Origin of the sequence: Sorangium sp. So ce836 (assembly GCF_028553905.1) — a bacterium.
Lineage (GTDB): Bacteria > Myxococcota_A > Polyangia > Polyangiales > Polyangiaceae > Sorangium > Sorangium cellulosum_D.
This window is the reverse complement of sequence record NZ_CP102233.1, coordinates 2,061,183-2,084,872: the sequence shown is the minus strand read 5'-3', so window position 1 is coordinate 2,084,872 and position 23,690 is coordinate 2,061,183. Positions and strand designations below refer to the sequence as shown.

The window sequence follows — 23,690 nt, the reverse complement described above, 5'->3', positions numbered from 1 at the left end:
GGGTGGTGGCGCCGCGAAGGCGGCGCGGCGCGCGGCAGTCTAGTGCCTGCCGGCGGGGTGGGGCGCGCCGGCCAGGACGCGGTCGAGGATCGCGGCGATCCGGGCGGCCGCGGCCTCGGAGGAGAGGTCCGGGGGCGGCGGGGCGGGCTCCGGCAGGGCGCCCGTCTCGCGGAAGCGCGCGAGGTGGCGCGCGAGCGCCGCGGCGAGGCCCTCGACGTCGTCGGGCGGCACGCGCGCGCTGTCACTGCGGTGCGCGAGCAGCTCGTCGACCTCGGGGTTCGCCGCGGCGCTGACGATCGGCATGCCCGACGCGGCGTAGTCGTAGGTCTTCGCGGCGATCCGCAGCACGACGCGAGGGTCCACCAGGGTGAGCAGGACGTGCGCCCGCCGCAGCTCGGCCATCACGTCGCGCTGCGGGATCGGCGGCAGGATCTCGATGTACGGGGTGAGCCCGAGCCGCTCGAAGCGGTCGCGATCGTAGGCGGACGTCCGGCCGATCTGCCGCAGGACGAGCTCGCCAGGGGCCAGCCGCTCGCGGTCGATCAGCCGCCGCAGCACGGCCCCGATCGCGTCGGCCGAGGTCTCCTCGCGCAGCGTGCCGAGGTGGAGGATGACGAACGAGCGCGGCGGCTCCGGCGCGGGGGCCGGCACGTACAGCGCGAGATCGAAGTGGTTGCGCACGAACGACGACTTCGTCGCGAGCTCGGGGAAGCGCGCGCGGTAGGCCTCGAGCGCGCTCCTCGTGTTGAGGATCACGTGGTCGGCGCCCGCGAGCCAGCGGCGCTCGAGGCGCGGCACGACGGCGCGCCGCGCCCGCTCGGCCAGGCCGGACGGGGGGCCGTGGCCGGTCTCGTGCAGCGACCACGGGTCGCGCAGATCGAAGACGAGCGGCACGCCGAGCGCGCGCTTCACGTGGAGCCCCACCGGGCAGGCGGAGAACGGGCCGGCGCTCACCACGACGGCCTGCGCGCCGGCGCGGCGGGCGAGCGCGACGGCCACGCGCGCGGCGTGGGGCGCGTGCAGGGTGCAGCGATCGGTGAGCGCCCGGAACGGGCGGAGCCCCACGAGCGGGCCCCCGGGCCCCGCCCGGCGCGGCACGCGCGCGCGCACGGCGGCGAACGCGGCCTCCGCGGCGAGCACGGCCGGGTCGAGGAACGCATCGGCGACCTCCACCTCGGGCGGCAGCGCCGCGAGGAGCCCGTCGTCGCGCGCGTCTCCGGGGAAGGTCGCGGACAGGACCACGGGACGGAAGCCGTGGCGCGGCAGGTGCCGCGCGAGCTTCACCCAGCGGAACGCGCCCACGCTCGTCTGGGGCGCGAAATACGGCGAGATCAGCAGGAACGGGCGCACGGTCGCGGACTCCATCGCAACGATCCAGGCGCTCGGGCGCTCCGGCGCTCCGGCGGCTCAGCCATCGCGAGGCGGCCCGCCGCCGGCGCGCCCGCCGCCCTGGCCGCGGCCGAGCAGGTCCGCGTACAGCGCGAAGAGCGCGTCGAAGTGCTCGTCGCTCGCGGGTAGCCGCTCGCCCGCGGCGCGGGCCGCCGCGGCGCGCTCGGCCCGGGGGCGCTCCAGCACCCGCTCGATCGCGGCGGCGACCTCGGCGGCCGGGGCGCGCGGCGGATACGCCTCCGCGGCGCCGGGGCTCACGAAGTCCATGGCCGCGCCGGCCGCGGGGACGACCAGCGGCAGGCCCGAGCAGAGCGCCTCGCCCAGCACGAAGCCGAACGTCTCGGCGGCGCCCCCGTGGACGAACACGTCGGCGCTGGCGAGCAGCGCCGCGTAGGTGGCGCGGTCCTTCGCGAAGCCGAGGAAGCTCACCTGCGGCAGCCCGGCCGCGCGCCGCTCGAGCCGCGCCCGCTCGGGCCCGTCGCCCAGCACCGCCAGCGCCACCGGGCGCCGCGCCGCGAGCTCCCGCGCGGCGTCGATCACGAGCGCGACCCGCTTCTCGACGGCGAGCCGGCACGCGACGAGCAACAGCGCCGCCGAGGGGTCGTCCGCGAACCGCCCGAGCAGGCTCCGCCGCAGCGCGGCGTCGGCGCGGGAGGGGTCGAACGACTCGCGGCGCACGCCGAAGGTGACGCGGTGGACGCGCTCACAGCCGTGCGCGCGGAGCTGCTCGGCGATGAACGTCCCCGGGGCGATCGTCGCGTCGAACCGCCGCGACAGGGCCCGCGGCCAGGCGAACAGCGCGCCCTCCAGGGCGCGGGCGACCGCGCGCGGGCGCAGCCGGTCGAGCAGCGGCGCGGCGTACGTGCTGATCTGGTCGGAGTGGTACACGAACGTGCGGAGCGGGACCCCGCGCTCGGTCGCCGCGACGAGCGCGGCCGTGTACGGCGCGCTCGCCTGCAGCACGTCGGGCGCCTCGCGGCGGATGATCGCGCGGACCGCGCCGAGCCGGAGGAGGGCGTGGTACGTCGGGTCGTAGGGCATCGGCGGGCCGGCCACCCGCACGATGCGGCCCTGCTCGAGCGGCACCACCTCGTCGCGCGGCCCGGGCGCCACGACGACCACCTCGTGGCCGCGCCGGCTCCCCTGGCGCACGAGCTCCTCGAGGTACGACCGCACGCCGCCCCCGCGCGACGAGAAGAACTCCGCGACGTCGAGGATCTTCACGAGTGGTGGCTCCCTCTCCAGAGCAGGCCGCCCTTCCAGGCGCGCTTGAGCGCCCCGGAGCGGCTCATCACGTGGAGCAGCGCCGGCAGGAACAGGAGCGCGCTCGCCACGCACGCGATCTCGCCGCTCACCGCGACCCAGCCGAACGAGTTCAGCGCCTGGTTGTCGGCGAAGACGAGCGACCCGTAGCCCAGCACGGTCGTGTAGCTGCAGAGCGCCACCGGCCCGGCCGAGCGCTTCAGCGCGAGCGCCACGTCGCCGCCGAGCAGGCGCGCGCGATCGAAGACGTTGAACGGGTACTCGCAGCCGATGCCGAAGGTGATCGGGAGCGCGATGAAGTTCAGGAAGTTGATCTTCACGTCGAGCATGGCCATCGCGACCGCCGTCCCGAGCACGCCGAGCACGAGGGCCGACAGCACCGAGAAAGCGCCCATCTGGCTCCCGGTCGCGAGCACGACCACGCCGGTGACGGCCAGGAACGACACCGCCGTCGCCAGCGGGCCGTCGCGCTCCATCGACCGGATCATCTCGGCGAAGACCGTCGGCCTGCTCGCCGTGATGACGTGCGTCCCGTCGGGGAGGACAACGTTGCCGGTCGTGTTCGCCATCCGGAGGAGGTTCTTGCCGTTCGAGAACGAGACGTTGTTCTTGTACTTCACGTAGAACACCGTGCCCACGACCCCGTTGTTCTCCTCGAACCGCCGCCGGATGAGGTCGGGCAGATCGTGGGGCGTGATCACGCGCAGGGCCTCCGGCGGCCGCATCTGCAGGGCGCGCTCCCGATCCTCCGGGGACAGCGATTTCAGCACGCGCGGGGTCAGCCGGTCGCGGATCCGCCCCAGGATCTCGAGCTTCTGGCGCTGCTCCTCGGGCGAGCCGGGGAGGACGTCCGCGATGGTCGCGACGTCGGCCACGAGCTTGCCCTCCGGGTCCTTCGCGTCGTTCGCCAGGATCTGCGCCTTGATGGCCGGCACCTGCTCGGGGGTGTCCGCCAGCATCATCGCGCCCGCGACGTTCATCTTGCCGCCGAACACCTCGGACGCCTTGAGCGACCAGCTCCCCGCGCCCTTCTCCCGCGAGCTCTTCGAGCCGAGGCGCGCGAAGTTGTACTCCCACGGGTCCTTCACGTACGCGGGGAGCTTCCACGCCGCGAGGATCAGGACGGCCGGCGCCACGGCGAGGACCACGACCGGCCACCGCCTCGTGACGCGGGCGAGCAGCCGCGCCCCGGGCCCGGCGGTGCCCTCGTCCGAGACGCGCGGCGCCGGATCGCGCAGCCAGCGCGGGAGCCTCGCCTGGACGCGCTCGATGGCGACGAGCGTGGCCGGCACGAGCGGCACGATGGACGCCCACACCATGAGCATCCCGACGAAGCCGATCGTGCCGAACTGGCTGAACCCCCGGAAATGCGTGATCGTGAGCGACCCGTACGCGATCGCCGCCACGCACGCCCCCACGAGCTCGGCCCGGAACGCGTTGACGACCGCCTCGCGCCGCGCCTCGTCCGCCGCCATGCCGCGCGCGCGGAAGTCGCGGTAGCGGGACAGGAGCACGATCGGGTAGTTGACCCCGTTGCCGACGATGATCGCCCCGAGGAACGCGCCGACCGTGTTCACGTAGCCGTACGTCGCCGTCGCGAACGCGTACCCGGCGCTCGCGCCGAACGCCGTGGGCAGGGCGATCACGATCAGCGACCAGGGCGAGCGGTAGTAGAGCACCACGCCGCCGAGGATCAGCACGAGGGCGATGACCGTGGCCCACACCGCCTCGCTCACGAGCGACTTCTGCTCGGCGATCGCGTTCGGGATGTCGCCGGCGTACCCGACCTGCATGGCCGGGTGGAACTTCGCCGGATCGAGGCGCCCGACGAGCGCGGTCACCTCGTCGAGGAGCTTGGCCGCGCTGCGATCGCCCATCCCGGCGCTCCGCGAGACGATGCGGATCGCGACCATGCGGCCGTCGGGCGTGGAGAAGTAGCCGCTCGGGAACTCGTCGATCTTCTTCAGCCGCCGCTGGAGCTCCGCCCACGTGTCGTCGAGCGACAGGCCCTTCTTCGCCGGCGCGCCCGCCTCGCCCCCGCTGGCGGCGCCGCTCGCGCCGCCGCCCTCGCCCGCCTCGAGGTCGTCGATGAGGCCGCTGCGGAGCGCGATCTCGAGCTCGATCGCCTCGTCCGCCTGCTCGAGCTCCCGGACGCCCGCGTAGAGCCACTTGTTCTCGTCGAAGAAGCGGCGCACGTCCTTGGTGCCGGTCTCCACGTAGCGGATGAGCGACGCGGGCCCGCACGCGCTCCGGCACGCGTCGTCGGCGCACGCCGCGACGCAGGCCGCGCGCCGCCGGAGCGGCTCCTCCAGCTGCTCCGAGAGCGCGTCGATGAACCGCTCGTTCGCGCCGCGGTCCGGCGACTCGGCGATCACGATGAGCTGCGCGCCGCCGTCCACGCGCTTGGCCTGGCGCTCGTAGGCCATGAATGCCGGGCTGTCGCTCGGCAAGAGCTCCCGGAGCTCCGTGCGCAGCTCGAGCCGCGAAGCGTAACCCCATAGCCCTGCCATGGCGGCGATCGCCAGGCCGATCACGAGCCAGGGACGTCGCCCGCTGAAGTCGACGAGCGCCCCGATCATCCTGAGGAGCATGCTGAAGAACACCTCGAGCCGGCGCCGCGCGGAGGGCGGCGCCGGGCCGGTCTTACCACGCGCGGAAGGCGCGCACGGCGGTCAATGGCGAGAAGGACCTCACGCGCAGAACGACGGCTGGATGCCCTTCGGCCGCGGCGCCGCGGCCGGGCGCAGGTGTCCGAAGGCGAACAGGCCGCCGGTGAAACCCACCCACGAGCGGAAGTGCCGAAAAGTCTCCAGCCACTGGAGCGCCTTCGGCCCCTCGACGAGCGGCCGGATCCCGGCCTCCCGGGCGTGCTCGCGCGCGTTCACGAAGGCGTTCGCGAGCATCCGCTGCACCACGATCGGCGAGGACCGCTCGCGCGCGCGCTGCGCGGCCGCGCTCCCCAGCCGCGCGGCCGCCTGCGGGTCGCGCGCGAGCGCGAGCGCGGCGTTGCCGAACGCGGCGTTCGCCCTGTCCTCCGCGAGCGCCCCGCGGCCGGGATCGAGCAGCAGGCCGTTGTAGCCGCTCTGGATCTGCGAGCTCACGCCCATGCCGTCGGCGAACGCCACCGTCGGGGTGCCGCACCAGAGCGCCTCGCTGAGCACGTTGCCGAACGTCTCGCTCAGCGACGCGTGCAGGAAGGCGGTCGCGTGCCGGTAGTAGTCCGAGATGCGGCTGTACGGCACCTCGCCCGTCATGATGACCCGCCGGGCGACGCCGAGCTCCCGCGCGAGCGCCGCGTACGCCGCGCTGTCGGGCCCGTCGCCGACCAGCGTGAGCGTCGCCTGCGGGTGGTGCGGGGCGATGTGCTCGGCGAAGATGCGGATCAGGCGGTGCTGCGACTTCTCGCGCGTGTGGCGCCCGGCGCAGACGAAGCGCGGGCCGCGCACGTCGAGCCCGCGCTCCTCGAGCAGCGGCGCGTACGGGTCGGGGCCGAGCGGGCGATCGAACACGTCCTCGGGGACCATCCGCGGGATGACGTGGATGGGCACCGCCACCCCCCGTTCGCGCCAGTAGTCGCGCAGACCCTCGCTCAGCACGACGAGCCCGTCGCCCTGGTTGTAGAGATCCACGAAGAGCCGCTCCATCGGGGCGCGCAGCGTCTTGTGGAGCACCGTGTGGACCGCGCCGATCCGGGACACGCGCTCGGGCAGGAGCACGTCGTACGCGGCCGCGAGGTGCGTCGTGTTCACGCAGAGCAGCGGGATTCCGCGCATCTTGCGCAACCAGATGCCGAACTCGACCAGGAGCGTCGTGGTCTGGGCGAAGCAGATGTCGAAATCCCACCGCATCGGATCGAACACGAAGGACTCCAGGGGCATCGGCAGGTGCACCCCCGGATAGGTGCGCAGCGGCACGCTCGGCAGGGCGACGGTGCCGGGGGGCATCTCGTCGGCCGAGGCGTCCGGATCCCGGGGTCCGATCAGTGTTGCCTGGTGACCACAGGTGTTGAGCGCGCGATACAGGGCCCGCGTCTGGAAGACCGCCCCGTTCGCGTAAGGAATGCGCGTGAAGTCGCTGAGGATGGCGACCTTGAGCGGCCGCCCGTTGGCTCCGGAGAGGGCAGCGAAGGGATTTTCAGGAAGAGCCGCCTGCGCCCGGGCGGGGGAATGCCCTCCCCGCGCCGATCCCGTCGATGGAGCGTGGCGCACCGACGCGATCGCCTCGTGCTGTGCGCGATCGATGCGGTGCTCACCCAGCGGCCGAATTGCATCCATGGTCATCTTCGTTGCTCCTTCGAGAAGCGGCGCAGCCCTTCGTCAACGGCCGGCGCGCGCGGCGCGACGGGCGATATGACGTTCGTGTCGCGCTCCTGGCAGCCGTGTCGTCCTGCGCCCGCGAGCGCAGCCTGCTGCTCGCCACAGCAGCGATTCCTCGCCCTCGTCACTCCGAATCGACGGGGACGTTTAGCAAACCTCGTGCCTATCTCACCACCTGCCATCGTCGCGCGAGTGCGAACGCGGCGATGCACCTAGGCCATTCGGCGCGCCTCATCAAGCATGGCGAGCACGGCCGAGGGCGCGTCCGGCAGCGAGCCCGCGAGGTCGACGCGCGCGAAGTCGCCTGCGCGGACGCGCTCGAAGAAGCGCGCCACGCAGCGCGACGAGAGCGACGCGAACGAGCTCGCGACGGCGACCCCCGCGGCCGCGGCCAGGCTCGCGTTGAGCGCCTGCTCGTGATCGCGCCGTTCGTGGAGGGCGAGCACGGGCTTGCCCGCGAGGACGCACTCGGCGAGCAGGTTGCTCCCGGCCGAGGCCACGACGGCGGACGCGGCGGCGAGGTGGGCGAGGAAATCGCGGCTGTCGAACGGCATCGCCCGCACCCCGGGCACGCGGAGGTCCGGGTCGCCGAACGCGATCACGCGCCGCCCGCCGGCCGCGACGAGCTCGATCGCCGCCCGCGCGTTGCGATCGCGGAAGTAGCAGACGACGGCGCCGGGCTCGATCCCCTGCCCCGCGCCCGCGGGCGGCCGCCGCGGCGCCGGGCGCGCGACGATCGTGCGCGGCATCGCCGGCTCGGCGGGCAGGAAGTGGACGGCGACCGCGTAGGTCCGCCGGGTGACGGCCCACGTGGTCCGGCGGCAGGCGAGCACATCGAGGCGCGGCAGCGCCTCGGGCAGGCGGCAGCGCTTGAAGAGGAGGTCGTGGCCGAGCGCGACCGCGGGGATCCCGAGCGCGCGGGCGGCGAGCAGCGAGGGCACGTCGCCGTCGCTCAGGAGGGCGTCGGGCCGGAAATCCGCCTGCTCGACGAGCTCCTTGGCGAGGCGGCGCGGGAGCTCGATGACGCCCCCGAGGCCGGGGTAGATGGGCCGGACGAGGCGGTGCTCCGGGAGGGCGCCGAGCAGGTCCGCCGCCTGGCCGCCGCCGTAGATCCTGAGCTCGTGGCCGCGCTCGCGGAGGGCTCCCGCGATCGCGAGCGCGCGGCTCGCGTGCCCGCGCCCGCGGCCGTGGACGTAGTAGCCGATCTTCGCCACGGGACGTCAGGGCTCGCGCGGCGCGGCGCATCGCCCGCGCGGGTGACCGCCCACCGGGACGCCGGCGCCGCAGAGCGCCCGGTCGCGGTGGTCGTGCTGCCTGTCGAGGATCACGCGCGCGCTCCCCTGCTTCATCTCCGCTTCTTCCCCGAGCCGGCCCGAGCGCCGGCGATGGCCTTCACCTGCTCGTACCGGAAGCAGCCCACGAGGTGATCGTTGACCATCCCGGTCGCCTGCATGAGCGCATAGCAGATGGTCGAGCCGACGAACTTGAAGCCGCGGCGCGCGAGATCCTTGCTGAGCGCGTCCGAGACCTCCGTCTTCGCCGGGACCTCCGCGAGCGCGCGGAACGCGTTGACCACGGGCGCGCCGCCGACGAAGCCCCAGAGGTACGCGTCGAAGCTGCCGTGCTCGCGCTGCACCTCGAGGAAGCGCTGCGCGTTGACGACGGCCGACGCGACCTTGAGCCGGTTGCGCACGATCCCGGGGTTCGCGAGGAGCTCCTCGACGCGCGCGGGCGTGAAGCGGGCCACGCGGGCCGGGTCGAAGCCCGCGAACGCCTCGCGGTACGCCGCGCGCTTGCGCAGCACGGTGAGCCAGCTGAGCCCCGCCTGCGCGCCCTCGAGGATCAGCATCTCGAAGAGCGCCTGGTCGTCGTGCAGCGGCACGCCCCACTGCTCGTCGTGGTAGGCGACATACTCGGGATCCGCGGTCACCCACGGGCATCGCTCCGGCATCGCGCGGCACTGTAGCAGCTTCCTCTCCGCGCGATTCCGCGCGATCGCGCTCGCCGCTCCGCGGGGGCGACGTGCGCTTTGACTCCCCGCCAGCGCAGCGCTCCAATGCGGCCTGCACCCTGGGCCGCGCCGCACCATGAACGCCTCGAGCAGCTCTCATCCGACGGGATCCCAGGGAGCCTCCGGCCCGAGCTCGACGGAGGAGCGCCGCGCGATGGCGCGGGGCCTCCCCACCGCGCTGGTGACCTGGCCCACCTTCGCGGCGCTCGACGTGTTCGTCGTGCTGGCGGTGTTTCCGAGCGCCTCCATCGCGCGGCTGCTGCTCTACCGGCTGCTCGGCGAGATCATCCTGCTCTGGCTCTACCTCCTCGCGCGGCGCGAGCAGACCTCGGCCGAGCTCCTCGACGCGGCCCACGTGTTCGCGGTCTGGAGCACGGGGGGGCTGATCTCGGTGATGGCCCTGGAGTTCGGGGATCTCACCTGGAACTACATGCACGGGCTGTCGATCGTGATGCTCGTCGACGCGACGATCCTGCCCACGCACTTCACGCGCTCGCTGCGGATGACGCTCCCCGTGGCGCTCAGCTTCCCGATCATCATGGGCGCGGGGGCGTCGCTCGACCCGTCGCTCGCGGCGCAGTGGACGTCGCCGCGGTCGCTCGTGGTGTTCGCCTGCAACTACATCTTCGTGCTCGCCACCGCGATCCTCGTGTCGGCGGCGAGCCACGGCCTCTGGTCGGCGCGCCAGCAGGTCTACGAGGCCCGCAAGCTCGGCCGCTACCGGCTCGTGGCGCCGGTCGGCCGGGGCGGGCAGAACGAGGTGTGGCTCGCGTGGGACGAGTCGCTCCGCCGCGACGTGGCGCTGAAGCTGCTCCGCAGCGAGAGCAAGTCCGAGGGCGACGTGCGCAGCTTCGAGCGCGAGGCGCGCGCGACGAGCCGGCTCACGTCGCCGCACACCATCCGGATCTTCGATTTCGGGGCGAGCAGCGACGGCATCTTCTACATCGCGATGGAGCACCTGGCCGGCGCCGACCTGGCCACCCTGGTGCGCGATCACGGCCCGATGCCCCCCTCGCGCGTCGTGCACTTCGCGCGGCAGATCTGCCTCTCGCTGGCGGAGGCGCACGACGCGGGCGTCATCCACCGCGACATCAAGCCGCACAACCTCTACATCACGCGCGTCGGCGACGAGCAAGACGTGCTCAAGGTGCTCGACTTCGGGATCGCGAAGCAGGTGACCCTCGAAGGGGACGCGAGCATGACGGACGTCGGCGTGATCAAGGGAACGCCGACCTACATGTCCCCGGAGATGATCTCGGCCGGCGCGGTCGACGCGCGCAGCGACATCTACTCGCTCGGGGTCACGCTCTATTACCTGCTGACGGGGGTGGCCCCGTTCGACGGCCGGAGCTTCGGCAAGCTCGTCTACTCCCACATGACGATGCCGCCGATCCCGCCGTCGCTCCGCGCGCCGTGGCCGCTCTCGTCGGAGCTGGAAGAGGTGGTGATGCGGTGCCTCGCCAAGCGGCCCGGCGACCGATACCAGAGCGCGCGCGAGCTGCTCGCCGCGCTCGAGGCGTGCGCGCCGGAGCCGCCCTGGACGCCGGAGGACGCGCGGAGCTTCTGGGCCGCGCGCGCCGCGATGCCGCGCGCCGAGCCCCCGCCCCCGGATCCCGGCCCCACCGTGCGCCTGCGGCCCGACAAGGCCGTGCCGGTGGCCTGAGGCGGACCCCGGCCAGCGCGGGGCCGCCCTGCGCCTTCAGGCCGCCGCCGCGCGCCTTCAGGCCTGGCTGACCCCGCGCCGCGCGGCCGCCTCAGGCCTGGCCGACCGCGACCTCGGGGAACCGCCGCGAGGCGGGCGGCGGCGCCCAGCGCGCGGACGGAGGGGGCTGCCCGTCGAGCTGGAGCACCGGGCGCTTCTCGACCACCGCCGGCAGCGGCCGCTCGCCCCGCGCGGCGAGGATCGAGTCGTAGAAGGCGCGGGCGCTCTCGTCCCACCCCTTGCACCCCGAGATCGCCGCGATCCGCTCGGGATCGTACGGCGCGTACGCCGCGCGCACCATGGCCCGGGACAGCGCGGGCAGATCGCCGGGCGAGACGAGCTCGCCGAGCTCGGGGCTGCTCAGCACGTCGGGGATGCCGCCGACCCGCGTCGCCACCACGCGGCGGCCGGACGCGATCGACTCGATCACGACGTTGGGCGTGCCCTCGTGGTGGCTCGGCAGCACCAGCGCATCGCAGGCGGCGACCCAGCGCGCCACCTGGTCGTGCGGCTGGCGGCCCGTCAAGAGGACGCGGTCGCCGAGCCGCTCCGCCGCCGCGCGGCAGGCCTGCTCGTCGGCGCCGCTCCCGACCAGCACGAGGTCGATGTCCGGGTGCGCCGCGGCGACCCGCTCGAAGGCGGCGATCGCGTCGAGCGCGCCCTTGTCGCGGAGCAGGTGGCCGACGTAGAGCAGCGTCCGGCGGTCCGCGGCGCGGCCCAGGGCGGCGCGGGCCTCGCCCCGGTCGCGCGGCCGGAACATGGCGCGATCGACGCCGTTCATGACGACGTCGATGCGATCGCGCGGGACGCCGAGCGCGTGGACCCCCTCGGCGAGCTGCTTGCTCACGGCGACGACGCGCGTCGCGCGCCGGAGCCCCCACTCTAGCGCGGGCCGCACCGCCGGCTGCTGGGAGAGCACGTCGATGTCCGAGCCGTGCACCTTGACGACGGCCGGGACGCCGAGCAGCTCCGCCAGGCACACCGCGGCGAAGCCGTCCGGGTAGGCGAACGATCCGACGATCACGTCCGGCGCCGGGTGGTGCCGCGCGAGCTCGAAGAGCATCGAGGCCGCGTAGAGCGGGCCGTTGAGGTACGGCGCGACCTTCGGCAGGTACAGGAACCGCGGGTGGCGCACCGGCAATCCCTCGATCACCTCCTCGCGAGGCGCGTTGTCCGCGATTGACCACTTGGAGAACCTGGAAGCTCCCGGAAACCAGGGGATGGTGGCGAAGACGTCGATGTCACAATAACGCGACAGCGCGGCGAACTGCCGCCGGTTGAACGGCGCCTGGCCGGGGTTCATCGCGTTCGGGAAGACCTTTGTGATAAGCAGGATGCGCATACCTCTGCTCCTCCGGACTCGCCCGCAGGCTCGACAGGAGTCCTCCAAATAGGGGGGTGCGCGGCTCGCGCGCGGTCGAGCCACGGTCAGCAGAGAACATGCCACCTCGGAGAAGCTGGAAACGAGGCCGGAATGGCAGCAGCGGGCCCGCGCCAGCAGCAAGCGAGCATCCAGCCTGCCTCAGGCGAGGCAAATTTGCACAGGGTCGGATGGGGTCGCTTGCGTGAGACAGTTCAGCAGACAGCGGGTTTGTACATCAGTGCGCCAATTTTACAACCGGGGGCTAGAGGGAAAGTTTCGTCAGAAACGCATCCCCCTGGCCCGCGCCCGAGAGCGCCCCCTGACCGAAGTTGAGCTTGCCGTAGAAGCGGCCGGCGAGCAGCACGCTCCCTCCTGAGTCCGCCGTGACGTCCAGGCCGACCTGCGTCTGACCGTCTCCGAACAGCGAGCTGAACAGGTGAGCGCCCGAGGGGCCGAGCTTGACCAGGTAAACGTCGGTCTTGCCCCGGCTCTTCAGCAGCCCGCCGCCGAAGTCCGCCGCGCCGAAGAGCGGCCCCGCGAGCACGATGTTGCCGCCGGCGTCCACGTCGGCGCTCGCGCGCGCGCCCGTCTCGAAGTCGGTGAGCAGCTGGTCCTCCGCGTCGCCGAAGCGCCGGCTCAGGACGTGCGCGCCGTCGCTGGAGAGCCGGGCGACGTACAGGTCCCGCCCGCCGGCGCTCGTCAGCCGCCCGCCGCCGAAGTCGATGGTCGACGCGAACGTGCCCGTGAGCACCACGTCGCCCGTCGCCCCGTGAACCGCGACGTCGTGGGCCTCGTCGGCCTCGGCGCCGCCGAACCGGGCGCTCCACAGGTGGTCGCCCGAGGGGCCGAGCTTGGCCAGGAAGACGTCCGAGAGCCCCGCGCTCACCAGCGGCGCCCCGCCGAGATCGATCGAGCCCGAGAAATGACCCGCGACGAGCAGGTTGCCGTCCGCGTCGGCCGCGATCCCGTGGGCGTAGTCGTCGCCCTCGTCGCCGGCGCGCAGGGCGAGCAGCGTGCGGCCGTCCCCCGGGGCGAGCCGCAGCACGAAGGCGTCGCGCAGGCCCGCGCTCGTGAGCACGGCGCCGCCGACGTCGACCTCGCCGTGGAAGCCGCCCGCCACGAGGACGCCGCCCGCCGGATCGACGGCGACGCGATCGCAGCGGTCCGCGCCGGATCCGCCGATCATCCGGCTCCAGACGTGCTCGCCGTCTCCGTCGAGCTTGGCGACGAACACGTCGTCGGCCCCGTGCGACACGAGCACGCCGCCGCCGAGGTCGACGCTGCCGAACGCGCGGCCCGCCACGACGATGTCGCCGGCCGGGTCGACCGCGAGCGCCATCGCGAACTGGTTGCCGTCGCCCGCGAAGCGCTTGCTCCAGAGGTGGGTGCCGAACTTGTCGAACTTCGCCACGAACGCGTCGGCGCCCGTGGCCGTGAGCGGGCCGCCGCCGAAGTCGACGGTGCCCTCCATCTGGCCGGCGACGATCACGTTCCTGTCCGCGTCGACGGCGACGGCGCGGGCGTACTGGCCGTTCGCGTCGCCGAAGGCGCGGCTCCACACCTCCTCGCAGGCGGGCGCGCGCCCGTCGCAGTCCTCGTCCTCGGGCGTGTCGCACGCGTCGAACGCGGGCAGGACCTCGCCGGTGCACGGGCCCCACGAGGTGCCCTCGGCGTTGCAGGTGCGGGTGCCGTCCGCGCAGCGCCCGACGCCGCGCGTCTCCTCCGAGCCGGAGTAGCACGCCTCCTGCGCGCCGGGCGCGCACACGCACCCGGGACAGCCGCAGTCGGGGCCGCTGCACGCGGCCGGCGCGAGCTCCGCGATCCACGCGGCCACGCACGCGAGCTCCTCGGACGAGTACGGGAGCCCGCCGAGCGGCATGCGCGCGCCGCAGGACGGCGCGTCCGTGAGCTTCGCGTAGAGCACGCTCTTCTCCGGCCGGTCGGGGTCGGCGAGCACCCCCGCGCAGCTCTGGGCCGGGCGCCCGACGACGCGATCGCCGACGCCGAGCGTGACGAGGTCGAGGGCGGCCGCGGGCTCGCCCGGGCCGTGGCAGCTCGCGCCGCCGCAGCGCTCGGCGAACGCCGAAGGCACGTCGGCGCAGCCGGCCGGCGGGCGGTCGTCGGGCGTCTCGAACCGCGTTTTGTCGTCGATCCTGCCGGGACACCCCGCGAGCAGCGGCAAGGCCGGCGCGGCGAGCGCGGCCGCCGCCCAGAAGCCGCGGCGGAGGCCGGACGCGCGGCGCGCCGCGCGCGCTCCGCGCACCTCAGTACCCATAATAAGCAACCCCCAGGTGAGCGCCGAAGAGCTGATCGAGCGCCCCGCCGGCGATGTACGGGTCCCCGGGCTCGGAGTCGAAGTCATAGAAGAACCGCGCATACGACGCCCCGGCGCGCGCCTCGAGCCCCGGCGCGAACGGGACGGCGACCGCGACGCGGAGGTCGACGCCGCCGGCGCTGGGCTCGCGGAAATACGACGCGAGGGCGCCCATCGAGAGCGGCGCCTGGTAGCCCGCGCCCGCCTCCAGCGCGACCGGGCCGACAGGGAGGCGGCCGTCCGCGCCGAGGCGCAGGGCGACGTAAGACACCGCCGCTGCGTCGCGCGACGGGTCGCCGGTCGGCGCGACGTCGAAGTCGGTCCAGCAGAGTCCGCCGCTCGCGAACAGGACCGGCCCAGCCTGGCCAGCAGGGCGATAACGGCCCTTGAGGCCGGCGTGCAGCCGGCTGAAGGAGGTCGATACGCTCGCTCCCCCGGCGCCCTCCGAGTCGAGGCCGACGGCGCGCGCGTACGAGAGGGCGATCCCGAGATCGCGGAGCACCGGCAAGGCGCTGCGCGCGAGCGGGTACAGCTCCGCCCGGAGCGACGGTATGGGCACGCCGAGCACCTCGTAGGTGCGGAGGTTCTCGGAGAGCAGATCCGTATAGGACAGCGTACGACCTGCGATCTCGAGATCGACTCCAGCGCTGAAGAGCTCGGTCCCCACGGCGGCCCCCGCGTCAGGCGGAGCGCGCCCCTCGTCGCGCTCCGCGGCCTCGGGGCGGAGCGCCGCCGCGACCTCGGCGGCGCGCGCGGACGGGGGCGCGGCGAGCGCGGCGAGCGCCGCGCCGAGCAGCGCGGCCGCATGGGAGCGGCGCGCGCGGCGCCGCGATTGCGCGGGAAACAAAGGACAGGCGAGCGTGCGCCTCGTTGGCATCGAGCGCGAGCATAGTCGCTCTTCACGTCGCGGGTCGAGCGTCGCTTTCGAGAGACCGAGTCGGCGACATCCCGCGGCGATCCGGGGTCGTTTGCGACAAACCGCCACACAGCGCGCCCGCGGTAAGGCGAGCGCGCATGGGAGGATCGCATCGGCCCCAAGCTCCCACTTGATTCGCCCTCTCCTCGCGCGGCGCCTATCCTGGAGGAGCGGATTGCCATAGGCTCCCCGGAAGATGGCGAGAGGGCGCGCGCGGCACGGCGGCGCGCGATCCCGCCGTCGGCTCCTCCCCGCGCTCGCTGACGAGGCATCATGGCTGAACCACGAAGTCTCCGCTGGCCCATCGGCCTGCTCCTCCTCGCCTCCTGCACAGGTCAATACGGCGATTTGCCCGCGCACGATGGAGACGGAGAGGCGACGGCCCCGCTGTGCACCGCGATCGAGCCCGGCGAGTCGCCGCTCCGCCGGATGACCCGCGCGGAGTACGACAACACGATCTTCGATCTCCTGGGCGACGACAGCCGCCCTGCGAAGGGCTTCGTGCCAGAAGAGGAGTCGCTCGGCTTCAACAACCAGGCGGCGGCGCTCGTGGTGAGCCCGCTGCTCGCCGAGCAGTACATGACGGCGGCCGAGGGCGTCGCGGCGCGCGCGGTGGGCAAGCTCGTCCGCGAGGCGCCCGCGTGCCTCGAGGCCGCGGCGGGCGAGGCGTGCCGCGGCGAGGTCGCGGCGCTCGTCGCGTCGTTCGGCAAGCGGGCGTTCCGGCGGCCCCTCGCCGAGGACGAGATCGCCGACTTCGTCGCGCTCTTCCGGCGCGGGATCGCCCTCGGGGACGCGCCCGACGACGCGTCGACCGGCCTCGCGCTCGTCCTCCAGGCGATGCTGCAGTCGCCGCACTTCCTCTACCGGGTCGAGCTCGGCATGCCGGATCCGGTGGAGGACGACGTCGTGCCGCTCACGTCCTACGAGATCGCCTCGCGTCTCTCCTACCTGCTCTGGGGCACGATGCCCGACGGCGCGCTCTTCGCCGCCGCCGAGCAGGGGGCGCTCGGCACCGCCGCGGAGATCGAGGCCCAGGCGCGGCGCATGCTGGAGGACCCGCGGGCGCGCGAGGCCGTGAAGAGCTTCCACCGCCAGTGGCTCGGGCTCGCGAAGATCGACGAGATCGCCGCGGGCGGGAAGGATCCGGAGCTCTACCCCGAGTACGACGACGAGCTCTTGCCGCTCTTCCAGGCCGAGACCGAGGCGTTCCTGGACCACGCGATCTTCGAAGAGGACGCGGGCGTGAGCGCGCTGTTCACGGCGCCGTACTCGATGATGAACCGGGAGCTCGCCGCGTTCTACGGCGTCAAGGGCGGGCCGAAGGGCGACGCGTTCGAGCGGGTCGAGCTCGATCCGTCGCAGCGCGCCGGCTTCGTGACGCACGCCGGGCTGCTCGCGCTCTACGCGAAGCCGAACCGGTCCTCGCCGGTCCACCGCGGCCGGTTCGTGCGCCAGAGCCTGCTCTGCCAGATCCCGCCGCCGCCGCCGGACGTGGTCCCGGAGCCGCCCATGGTGGACCCGACGAAGACGACCCGCGAGCAGTTCGCCCAGCACGTCTCGGATCCGGGGTGCAAGAGCTGCCACGCGCTGCTCGACCCGATCGGGTTCGGCTTCGAGCACTACGACGCGCTCGGCCGCTGGCGCGACGCCGAGAACGGCATCCCTGTCGACGCGAGCGGCGAGCTCACGCAGACCGACATCGACGGTCCGTTCGACGGGGCGGTCGAGCTCGCGCACCGGCTCGCGCAGAGCGAGCAGGTGCGCGCGTGCGTGGTGAAGCAGTGGTTCCGCTTCGGCTACGGCCGCGCCGAGCAGAGCGAGGACGGCTGCAGCCTCGCGCAGGCGACGCAGGCGTTCGAGGCGTCCGGGTACAACATCCGGGCGCTGCTCGTGGCGCTCACCCAGACCGACGCGTTCCGCTACCGGCGCATGATCCGCGCAGCAGGCGCCGCAGAGGGCGGCGCAGAAGGAGAGCCGTGATGAAGCCGTTCCGACTCAGCCGCCGCGCCGTGCTCCGGGGCCTCGGCGGCGCGGCGCTCGCGCTGCCGTTCCTCGAGGTGATGGGCTGCTCGAAGCGGCTCGCCCCCGCGTCGGAGCAGACCGGGCGGGCCGCGTTCGGGGCCGAGTTCCCGAAGCGCTTCGTCGTCATCTACACGCCGAACGGCACCGTCCCGCCGGACTTCTGGCCGTCGTCGTCGCAGCTCAAGAACGGCGAGGAGCTGTCGCCCATCCTGGCGCCGCTCAAGGACCACAACGAGGATCTGCTGGTCCTCGGCAACGTGAGCGCGCTGTCGGCGCTCACGGGGCCGGGCGACGCGCACCAGAAGGGCACGGGGCAGTGCCTGACCGCGCGGCCGATGCAGGAGGGCGATTTCCCCGGCGACGCGGGGCTGTCGTGCGGCTGGGCCGACGGCATCTCGGTCGACCAGGAGATCGCGAACCACATCGGCACGAGGACCAAGTTCCTGTCGCTGGAGCTCGGCGTGCTCGTCTACGGGGCGAACGTGGGCGCGCGCATCGCCTACCGCGGCCCGGCGCAGCCGCTGCCGCCGGAGAACAGCCCTTACGCCGCGTTCGACCGCCTCTTCTCCGATCTGGCGGTCACGCCCGAGACGGCGACGAAGAAGACCGAGCAGCGCAGGGCGGTGCTCGACAAGGTGGCCGCCGACTACAAGCGGTTGCAGCGGCGCCTCGGCGCCGCGGATCAGGAGAAGCTCGCGGGGCACCTCGCGTCGGTGGAGGACATCGCTTCGCGCCTCGACCGCGGCGTGGCGCCGACCTCCGAGGCGTGCGCGCCGCCGGAGCTGACGCCGGACGTCGACCCGGACAAGGTCGCGAACATGCCCGAGGTCACGAGGCTCCAGCTGGATCTCATGGCCATGGCCCTCGCCTGCGATCTGACGCGGGTGGCGAGCCTCCAGTTCACGAACTCCGCGACGACAAAGGTGCTGAGCTTCCTCGGCCCGGACATCACCGAGGGGCACCACCCGATGGCGCACAACGGCTACGCCGACCCGGTGAACCGCCAGCGCCTCACGAAGATCAGCCGCTTCTACGCCGAGCAGCTCGCATACCTCATCGCGAAGCTGAAGAGCATGCCGGAAGGCAACGGCTCGGTCTTCGACAACACGGTGATCTTCTGGACGAACGAGCACGCCGACGGCAACCACCTGCGCCAGAACATCCCTTATGTGCTCGCCGGGAGCGCCGCCGGCCACTTCAAGACGGGCCGATTCGTCTCCCAGGCGAAGCAGGTCGGGCACAACGACCTGCTCGTCTCGCTGCTGCAGGCGATGGGCGTCGACACCGAGTCGTTCGGCGACCCGAAATACTGCACCGGGCCCCTGAAGGGGCTGACCAGCTGAGGGACAGGGGCGAGGGGGCGCGCTATCCGGGAACGCCGGCAGCGGCGGCGGCTCCCCCAACGCCCAGGCCGGCTGGATGAGCGACTGGCCGCTCGGCGAGCTGCGCGAGGCGGACGCGAACGGAGGGCGGAAGCTCCGGGGTGCGCTCCCTCGACGCTCACGAGATCCACACCATGTTCTCGACGATGCTCCCCAGCGCGACCGACGCCGCCCGAGTCCACCGGTTCGGCGGCCCCGAGGTCATCACCCTCGACAAGGTGCCGGTCCCGCTGCCCGGCCCGGGCGAGGTGCTGGTCCGCGTCGCGGCGGCCGGGGTCGGGCCGTGGGACGCCTGGATTCGTGCCGGCAAGAGCGTGCTGCCCCAGCCGTTGCCGCTGACGCTCGGCTCGGATCTCGCTGGTACCGTGGCCGCGGTCGGCCCCGAGGTGACCGGCCTCGCGCCGGGCGCCGCGGTCTTTGGCGTCACCAACAGGCGCTTCACCGGCGCACACGCAGGCTATGCCGTGGCGCAGGCGTGCAGGGTGACGCGCAAGCCTCTCCGGTTCGACGACGTGCAGGCCGCCTCCATGCCGGTCATCGCCGTCACGGCGTGGCAGGCGCTGTTCGATCAGGCCCAGCTCGAAGCCGGACAGACCGTGCTGGTGCACGGCGCGGCCGGCAGCGTCGGCGCGTACGCGGTGCAGCTCGCGCGCCGGGTTCGCGCCCGTGTGATCGCGACGGCCTCGGCCAAGGATCGCGACTTCGTCCGCGGTCTCGGTGCGGACGTCGTCGTGGACTACCGGAGCGAGCGCTTCGAGGAGGCCGCCAAGGACGTCGATGCCGTCATCGACCTCGTCGGCGGCGACACCCAGGCGCGGTCCTTCGCCGTGCTCAAGCGGCGTGGCATCCTGGTCTCGGCGGTGTCGACCCCAGATCAGGAAGAGGCCGCCCGTCGCGGCGTGCGGGCGAGCTTCTTTCTCGTCGACGTCACGACGTCCCACCTCGACCGCATCGCCGCCCTGCTCGACGCGGGCGAGCTCTCGGTCGACATCGGCGCCGTGCTGCCGCTCGCCGAGGTCCGCGGCGCGCATGAGATGCTCGACGGCACCCGCCCCCGCCCGCGTGGCAAGATCGTCCTGGCAATCACGCCTGCTCGCTGAGGTCCAGCGCAGCGGCCCTCCGGGCGCGTCCGACGAGGCCATTCTCCTGAGCAGCGCCTGCGGGCGCTGGCGAGCAGCGAGGCCCCGGCGGCTGCGGATCGCCCTTCGGCGACGCGGTGCTAGTACATCGTCGCCCAAGTTCGTCCCTGGTTGGGCGACAGGTCCTGCCGAGCCTGCCGGGCCTCCCAGCTGACACCATCCCGCTCAGACGAGAGGCGTCAGCACCCAGGGGAAGTCCTGCACCTGGACATCGAGGATGACCTTGAGGGGCGCGCGGATGCCCGTCGGCTCCCAGCGCCCGGTATGCGTGGCGATCTCAAGCCTCCAGAGCTGGACGGTGTCGCGCCACAGGCGCGCATGCGGGATGGGGTCGTCGTCGGGACCGGACTCGATGACGACCAGCTCGCCGCGCTTGCGAGCGCGCAGGTGGGGGAAGCCGCGCGCTGACAGCCGCGAGGCGACGGCTTCGGCGTGTACCGGGTCGGCGTGGAGCTTGGCCATGCGACCTGGACCGCATGCTCGCGGAGCGAAGCGTTGCTCCCGCGCTTGCATGCCTGGTTTCTCATCGACGCACAGCACCGTCGCTCCCTCGGGCGGCTGCACGTACAGGCAGCAGATCTTCGCCACCTTGGGTCGGAAGTCCGGGTCCGGGCTGTGCAACCAGAGCCGGACGCGATGCAGCTTCAAGCTGGCGCCCTCGAGAATCCTCCAGACCTCGGTCCGGCTCAGCTGCACGCCGGTCGACTCGGCAAGCGCATCGGCCAGGGTTTTGAGGGTCCAGACCTGCTCGAACGGCGACTTGTCGTCGGGGGGCCGCAGGCAGGCGAGCTTGATGAGCTCGTAATGCACCTCTAGAGAGATGCGCGCCGGCCGGCCAGTGCGGTAGTCGTCCTCCAGCGCCAAGGGGTCCTCGAGCGCGGCGATGCGGTCGCGCCACTTGCGCACCGTCTTGACGTCGCGGCCTACCTGCTCGGCGATGACGGCGTTGGACAGCCCCGGCTCGGCAAGCAGGGCGATCTTCGCCCGCACGACGATGCGGTGCGGAAGCTTCGAGGAGCGCGCGTAGCGAGCCAGGCGCTGGCGTCTCGATGAAATCCGAACCGAGCGGCGAATTCGCGGGGGTGTAGCTCCGCCAGGCCATCCTCGAGCCGTGACAGCTCCTTGCTCGTTCCGAACCACGTCGTCGTCCGACCGCCCGGTCGCGCGTCTCGATGATGGCGATCGCGTGTTTGTTGAGGAGGCCCGGGAGCGGGCGGCAGTCGAGGCAGAGGCGAAGCTGGACGCGGCAGCAGCGCGAAGGGCGAGGCGGTAGGCGAACGACGGCAACACCGATCTCCACGACCTCGAGGATATCTTCCCGCATCGTTTCGATGACACCCTCACCGGTTTGAATGGCAGCAGCGCGCTCGATGCCGAGCTCTGGCGATCACCTGTAGTGCTTCCGCCAAGAACGACGCCGGCAATCCCGTCGGCACGCGAATATGGTCGACGTCTCGAGGGTAGTAGTTCGCGCCCGTCGCGACGATCATCATATCTTCCACCAGCAGCGAGTCCGCGAATCGCTCCGTATCACCGGCCTCAAGGTCGAGCCACGCCTGAGTCCCGCTCCGCACGGAGTCCAGACGAACGCCGTGCTCCAGGGCCCAATCGACGACGAGCTGGTGACCGTGGTCGACTCGCTCGACGAGCGGCGCATTGCCATGCTTGCACAGGGCGGCGGCCCGGAGCTGAGCCTCGGTGGACACGGCGATTCGCTCCATTTCAAGATGCGAAGTCAGATCTGCGATCGTCCCCGGCTCGGTGACCAGCCATCCAACACGAAGCCCGGGAGCTCCGTAGTTCTTGGAGAAGCTGTTGACACCAAAGACATTTCTCCACTCTTCCACTAGCGCCAACGGAGAAACGAAGCGCTGCGGTCCATAGGTAAAGGAGTCGTACACCAGATCGAAGATCAGCGCGAAGCCGTGATGCTCCTGGTCCTTGAGCAGATCCTTCACTATCCAATTCTCGAGGCATGTGCCCGTGGGGTTGTGTGGAGTGTTGATGTAGACGACGTCGCCAGGACCCAGGCGGAATAGCCGCCAACTCTGCTCAGACCACAGTCTCGACCAAGGCTGGACGACTAATTGAAGCCCAGTGACGTCGAACAGTTGGGCCAGGCTCAGCAAGATGGGCCCCGCACAGACGGCGCGGCTCACCCCGGACCGCCTCAGGTGACGGACCGTCAACCCCAGGGCGTCGAGACCACCGTTGGTGATGAGAATCGACTCGGTCCCGACGTGCACTCCCTGGGACTGACCACGGTCGTGCAAGGCGTCGAGCAGCACTTCAACCCCCTGGCTCGGCGCATACCGGTGATCTCCGTCTCCCCATGTATACGGCGGGACCGGCGGAGCGACCGGCCAGACCGGAACGTTTTCGACAAGGAACTTCCAGTTTATATCGGATGCTCGCGCAGCACGCGCCAGTCGCTTGCCCAGCGGTGTCTGTTCCATACTTCCTCCAATCACCTGGACTTCAGCACGCAGCCGAACAGAAGCCCGGTCGAATCAACCTCTGGGTTCACGTGCTGTCGAGCGACCACCATGGCACCCGCCTCCTCGAAAAGATCCAACCAGAACCGCGTCGTCTCCAGCCGCTGCTCGGTCAGGACGTGCAGGAGATAATAGGGATTGTAGTAGGCGAGGCCCAAACCGTGCCGCATGACCGATGGATCCGCCGGTCGATGATCGACCTCGACGACCACGAGGGACGCATCCCCGCGGAGCGCGTTCCGCACGAGCTCGACCACATCCGCCCGGCCCTCCTGCTCGAGGATCTCCTGCAGCAGGAAGGCGGCGAGGAATAGGCGGCGAGGACGACCGGCGACGGGTCCCTCGGGATCGAGAGAGCGGACATAGTCCACTGCAGAAGCCCGACAGAACGTGAGCAGCTCGCTGCCGCTGAGGAGAGGTGCGAAGGGGTCTATACCGATGGCGTGAACGCCAGGGTAGTCTCGCGCCAGATCTGCCAGGAACGTTCCATCGCCGCAGCCCAGATCGATGAGCTGCGTAGCGGACATCGGCATATTCGCCAACAACCTTCGGACGAGCGGCAAGGCATCGTATCGGCTGATGCCGCAGCTTCCGATCCCGACCATCGCGCCGTCGCGGCTGGCATAGCTCCCTCCCCGGAGCGTCTCCGTGATCTGCTGGAACGTCTGCGCGTAACCTCCGATCAGCAACTCGTACCAGGGCCGGAACTCGGCGAGCTCGCGCCCCCGTGAGGTCAGCGAAACAGCGTCACCCTGCAGCAAGACGAGCCCCTCATTCGCGAGATAACGAAGAAAACCAGCGGTTCGTCCTCGGTGCGCTCCCGAATCCTCGAGATCTTGCAGAGTCGACGTGCCGCTGACCAGCCGGTCGAAGATGCCGCTCAGGAACAGATGATATATTCCCTGGGCCAGCGCGAAACCTCGAATGGGCTGCAACGCCTCGATCAGCCGAACTTCGAAATTGCTATCGGTCATCGGTGTCTACCTCATGCCAGATCTCGTGTTTGTCGCGTCGCGTCATCAAGCCACGTCGCCTCACTGCTCGCCGTACCCATGATTCGTCTCATCGCGCTCTTCTCCGATGCTCATCGGATTGAAGCCGATTTGGACGATCTCGAGATCGCACAGATCGTTGAGCAGGACCTTGAAACGCTCGGCCCGCTCCACGGATCTCGTGCTGACTCGGAGGAAGGGACGTTCGTTGCCCTGCCAATCGCGGACACGGGAGCGCGCCGCCGTGACGAATACACAATCTCCTCGGAACGGCTCAGCGTCCAGCCGCTCGCGGACGCGATGCTCGAGGATAGCTCGATCATCGTCGCTGTAACCGAAGAATTCGATGGTGGGCATATGACTCCGCTAGCGCTGTGCTGGAGCTT

At 71.9% G+C, this 23,690-nt stretch carries 18 protein-coding genes; 4 read left to right on the top strand and 14 right to left on the bottom strand.

Annotated features, from left to right (window positions below):
- Window positions 1-39: 39 nt before the first annotated feature.
- From NQZ70_RS07545 to NQZ70_RS07515, 7 genes are all read right to left on the bottom strand, one after another.
- Entirely contained in the window at window positions 40-1,365 is a 1,326-nt protein-coding gene (locus NQZ70_RS07545) for a glycosyltransferase (protein WP_272828055.1), read from the bottom strand.
- 42 nt (window positions 1,366-1,407) lie between these two features.
- Complete coding sequence (locus tag NQZ70_RS07540; protein WP_129573612.1) at window positions 1,408-2,613, bottom strand: glycosyltransferase family 1 protein; 1,206 nt, start codon at window positions 2,611-2,613, stop codon at window positions 1,408-1,410.
- Window positions 2,610-5,243 carry an RND family transporter gene (locus tag NQZ70_RS07535; protein WP_129573611.1) on the bottom strand — a complete coding sequence of 878 codons (2,634 nt, stop codon included), beginning with the start codon at window positions 5,241-5,243 and terminating at the stop codon, window positions 2,610-2,612. Before NQZ70_RS07535 ends, NQZ70_RS07540 begins: the two co-directional genes overlap by 4 nt.
- Window positions 5,244-5,342: 99 nt before the next feature.
- Window positions 5,343-6,932: a glycosyltransferase gene (locus NQZ70_RS07530; protein WP_129573610.1), complete on the bottom strand. Its 1,590-nt coding sequence runs from the start codon at window positions 6,930-6,932 to the stop codon at window positions 5,343-5,345.
- A 248-nt stretch (window positions 6,933-7,180) separates the two neighbouring features.
- Complete coding sequence (locus NQZ70_RS07525; RefSeq protein ID WP_129573609.1) at window positions 7,181-8,182, bottom strand: glycosyltransferase family protein; 1,002 nt, start codon at window positions 8,180-8,182, stop codon at window positions 7,181-7,183.
- A gap of 6 nt (window positions 8,183-8,188) precedes the next feature.
- Window positions 8,189-8,317, bottom strand: coding sequence for a hypothetical protein (locus NQZ70_RS07520; protein WP_257792767.1), 129 nt, complete (start codon window positions 8,315-8,317; stop codon window positions 8,189-8,191).
- Window positions 8,314-8,919: a DNA-3-methyladenine glycosylase I gene (locus NQZ70_RS07515; RefSeq protein WP_129573608.1), complete on the bottom strand. Its 606-nt coding sequence runs from the start codon at window positions 8,917-8,919 to the stop codon at window positions 8,314-8,316. Before NQZ70_RS07515 ends, NQZ70_RS07520 begins: the two co-directional genes overlap by 4 nt.
- Window positions 8,920-9,133: 214 nt before the next feature.
- Between NQZ70_RS07515 and NQZ70_RS07510 the strand changes: the two genes are divergently transcribed.
- Window positions 9,134-10,642 (top strand): serine/threonine-protein kinase, encoded by a 1,509-nt coding sequence (locus tag NQZ70_RS07510; protein ID WP_129573607.1) that lies wholly within the window; start codon window positions 9,134-9,136, stop codon window positions 10,640-10,642.
- A gap of 91 nt (window positions 10,643-10,733) precedes the next feature.
- On the opposite strand, the gene NQZ70_RS07505 is transcribed toward NQZ70_RS07510, so the two are convergent.
- The 3 genes from NQZ70_RS07505 to NQZ70_RS07495 all read right to left on the bottom strand — a co-directional run bounded on the left by NQZ70_RS07505 (window position 10,734) and on the right by NQZ70_RS07495 (window position 15,235).
- Complete coding sequence (locus NQZ70_RS07505) at window positions 10,734-12,023, bottom strand: glycosyltransferase family 4 protein (protein ID WP_129573606.1); 1,290 nt, start codon at window positions 12,021-12,023, stop codon at window positions 10,734-10,736.
- A gap of 283 nt (window positions 12,024-12,306) precedes the next feature.
- Window positions 12,307-14,307, bottom strand: coding sequence for a nucleotide-binding protein (locus NQZ70_RS07500; RefSeq protein WP_129573605.1), 2,001 nt, complete (start codon window positions 14,305-14,307; stop codon window positions 12,307-12,309).
- Window position 14,308: 1 nt separating this feature from the next.
- Window positions 14,309-15,235, bottom strand: coding sequence for a hypothetical protein (locus tag NQZ70_RS07495; RefSeq protein ID WP_237245121.1), 927 nt, complete (start codon window positions 15,233-15,235; stop codon window positions 14,309-14,311).
- Between the two features lie 312 nt (window positions 15,236-15,547).
- Here NQZ70_RS07495 and NQZ70_RS07490 point away from each other — a divergent pair, with 312 nt between their 5' ends.
- The 3 genes from NQZ70_RS07490 to NQZ70_RS07480 all read left to right on the top strand — a co-directional run bounded on the left by NQZ70_RS07490 (window position 15,548) and on the right by NQZ70_RS07480 (window position 19,778).
- On the top strand, window positions 15,548-17,254 hold the full coding sequence (locus NQZ70_RS07490; RefSeq protein ID WP_165373834.1) for a DUF1592 domain-containing protein: 1,707 nt from the start codon (window positions 15,548-15,550) through the stop codon (window positions 17,252-17,254).
- On the top strand, window positions 17,254-18,639 hold the full coding sequence (locus NQZ70_RS07485) for a DUF1552 domain-containing protein (RefSeq protein WP_129573604.1): 1,386 nt from the start codon (window positions 17,254-17,256) through the stop codon (window positions 18,637-18,639). Before NQZ70_RS07490 ends, NQZ70_RS07485 begins: the two co-directional genes overlap by 1 nt.
- A 173-nt stretch (window positions 18,640-18,812) precedes the next feature.
- Window positions 18,813-19,778, top strand: a complete 966-nt coding sequence (locus tag NQZ70_RS07480; RefSeq protein WP_129573603.1) for an NADP-dependent oxidoreductase — start codon at window positions 18,813-18,815, stop codon at window positions 19,776-19,778.
- A gap of 204 nt (window positions 19,779-19,982) precedes the next feature.
- Here the strand turns inward: NQZ70_RS07480 and NQZ70_RS07475 are convergent, their stop codons facing one another.
- The 4 genes from NQZ70_RS07475 to NQZ70_RS07460 all read right to left on the bottom strand — a co-directional run bounded on the left by NQZ70_RS07475 (window position 19,983) and on the right by NQZ70_RS07460 (window position 23,661).
- Window positions 19,983-20,807, bottom strand: a complete 825-nt coding sequence (locus NQZ70_RS07475; protein ID WP_237245119.1) for an IS630 family transposase — start codon at window positions 20,805-20,807, stop codon at window positions 19,983-19,985.
- A 350-nt stretch (window positions 20,808-21,157) separates the two neighbouring features.
- A complete protein-coding gene (locus tag NQZ70_RS07470; RefSeq protein WP_129573602.1) occupies window positions 21,158-22,273 on the bottom strand; it encodes a beta-methylarginine biosynthesis bifunctional aminotransferase in 1,116 nt (371 codons plus the stop codon).
- 11 nt (window positions 22,274-22,284) lie between these two features.
- Entirely contained in the window at window positions 22,285-23,286 is a 1,002-nt protein-coding gene (locus NQZ70_RS07465; RefSeq protein ID WP_207217769.1) for a hypothetical protein, read from the bottom strand.
- A gap of 60 nt (window positions 23,287-23,346) precedes the next feature.
- Complete coding sequence (locus NQZ70_RS07460) at window positions 23,347-23,661, bottom strand: hypothetical protein (RefSeq protein WP_129573601.1); 315 nt, start codon at window positions 23,659-23,661, stop codon at window positions 23,347-23,349.
- Between the last annotated feature and the right edge of the window lie 29 nt (window positions 23,662-23,690).

Excerpts from the sequence above, each read along its gene's own strand:
- NQZ70_RS07470 (WP_129573602.1), bottom strand. The coding sequence starts at position 22,273 with ATGGAACAGACACCGCTGGGCAAGCGACTGGCGCGTGCTGCGCGAGCA.
- NQZ70_RS07465 (WP_207217769.1), bottom strand. The coding sequence starts at position 23,286 with ATGACCGATAGCAATTTCGAAGTTCGGCTGATCGAGGCGTTGCAGCCC.
- NQZ70_RS07530 (WP_129573610.1), bottom strand. The coding sequence starts at position 6,932 with ATGACCATGGATGCAATTCGGCCGCTGGGTGAGCACCGCATCGATCGC.
- NQZ70_RS07520 (WP_257792767.1), bottom strand. The coding sequence starts at position 8,317 with ATGAAGCAGGGGAGCGCGCGCGTGATCCTCGACAGGCAGCACGACCAC.
- NQZ70_RS07545 (WP_272828055.1), bottom strand. The coding sequence starts at position 1,365 with ATGGAGTCCGCGACCGTGCGCCCGTTCCTGCTGATCTCGCCGTATTTC.
- NQZ70_RS07490 (WP_165373834.1), top strand. The coding sequence starts at position 15,548 with ATGGCTGAACCACGAAGTCTCCGCTGGCCCATCGGCCTGCTCCTCCTC.
- NQZ70_RS07495 (WP_237245121.1), bottom strand. The coding sequence starts at position 15,235 with ATGCCAACGAGGCGCACGCTCGCCTGTCCTTTGTTTCCCGCGCAATCG.
- NQZ70_RS07515 (WP_129573608.1), bottom strand. The coding sequence starts at position 8,919 with ATGCCGGAGCGATGCCCGTGGGTGACCGCGGATCCCGAGTATGTCGCC.
- NQZ70_RS07460 (WP_129573601.1), bottom strand. The coding sequence starts at position 23,661 with ATGCCCACCATCGAATTCTTCGGTTACAGCGACGATGATCGAGCTATC.
- NQZ70_RS07535 (WP_129573611.1), bottom strand. The coding sequence starts at position 5,243 with ATGCTCCTCAGGATGATCGGGGCGCTCGTCGACTTCAGCGGGCGACGT.
- NQZ70_RS07485 (WP_129573604.1), top strand. The coding sequence starts at position 17,254 with ATGAAGCCGTTCCGACTCAGCCGCCGCGCCGTGCTCCGGGGCCTCGGC.
- NQZ70_RS07505 (WP_129573606.1), bottom strand. The coding sequence starts at position 12,023 with ATGCGCATCCTGCTTATCACAAAGGTCTTCCCGAACGCGATGAACCCC.
- NQZ70_RS07510 (WP_129573607.1), top strand. The coding sequence starts at position 9,134 with ATGGCGCGGGGCCTCCCCACCGCGCTGGTGACCTGGCCCACCTTCGCG.
- NQZ70_RS07480 (WP_129573603.1), top strand. The coding sequence starts at position 18,813 with ATGTTCTCGACGATGCTCCCCAGCGCGACCGACGCCGCCCGAGTCCAC.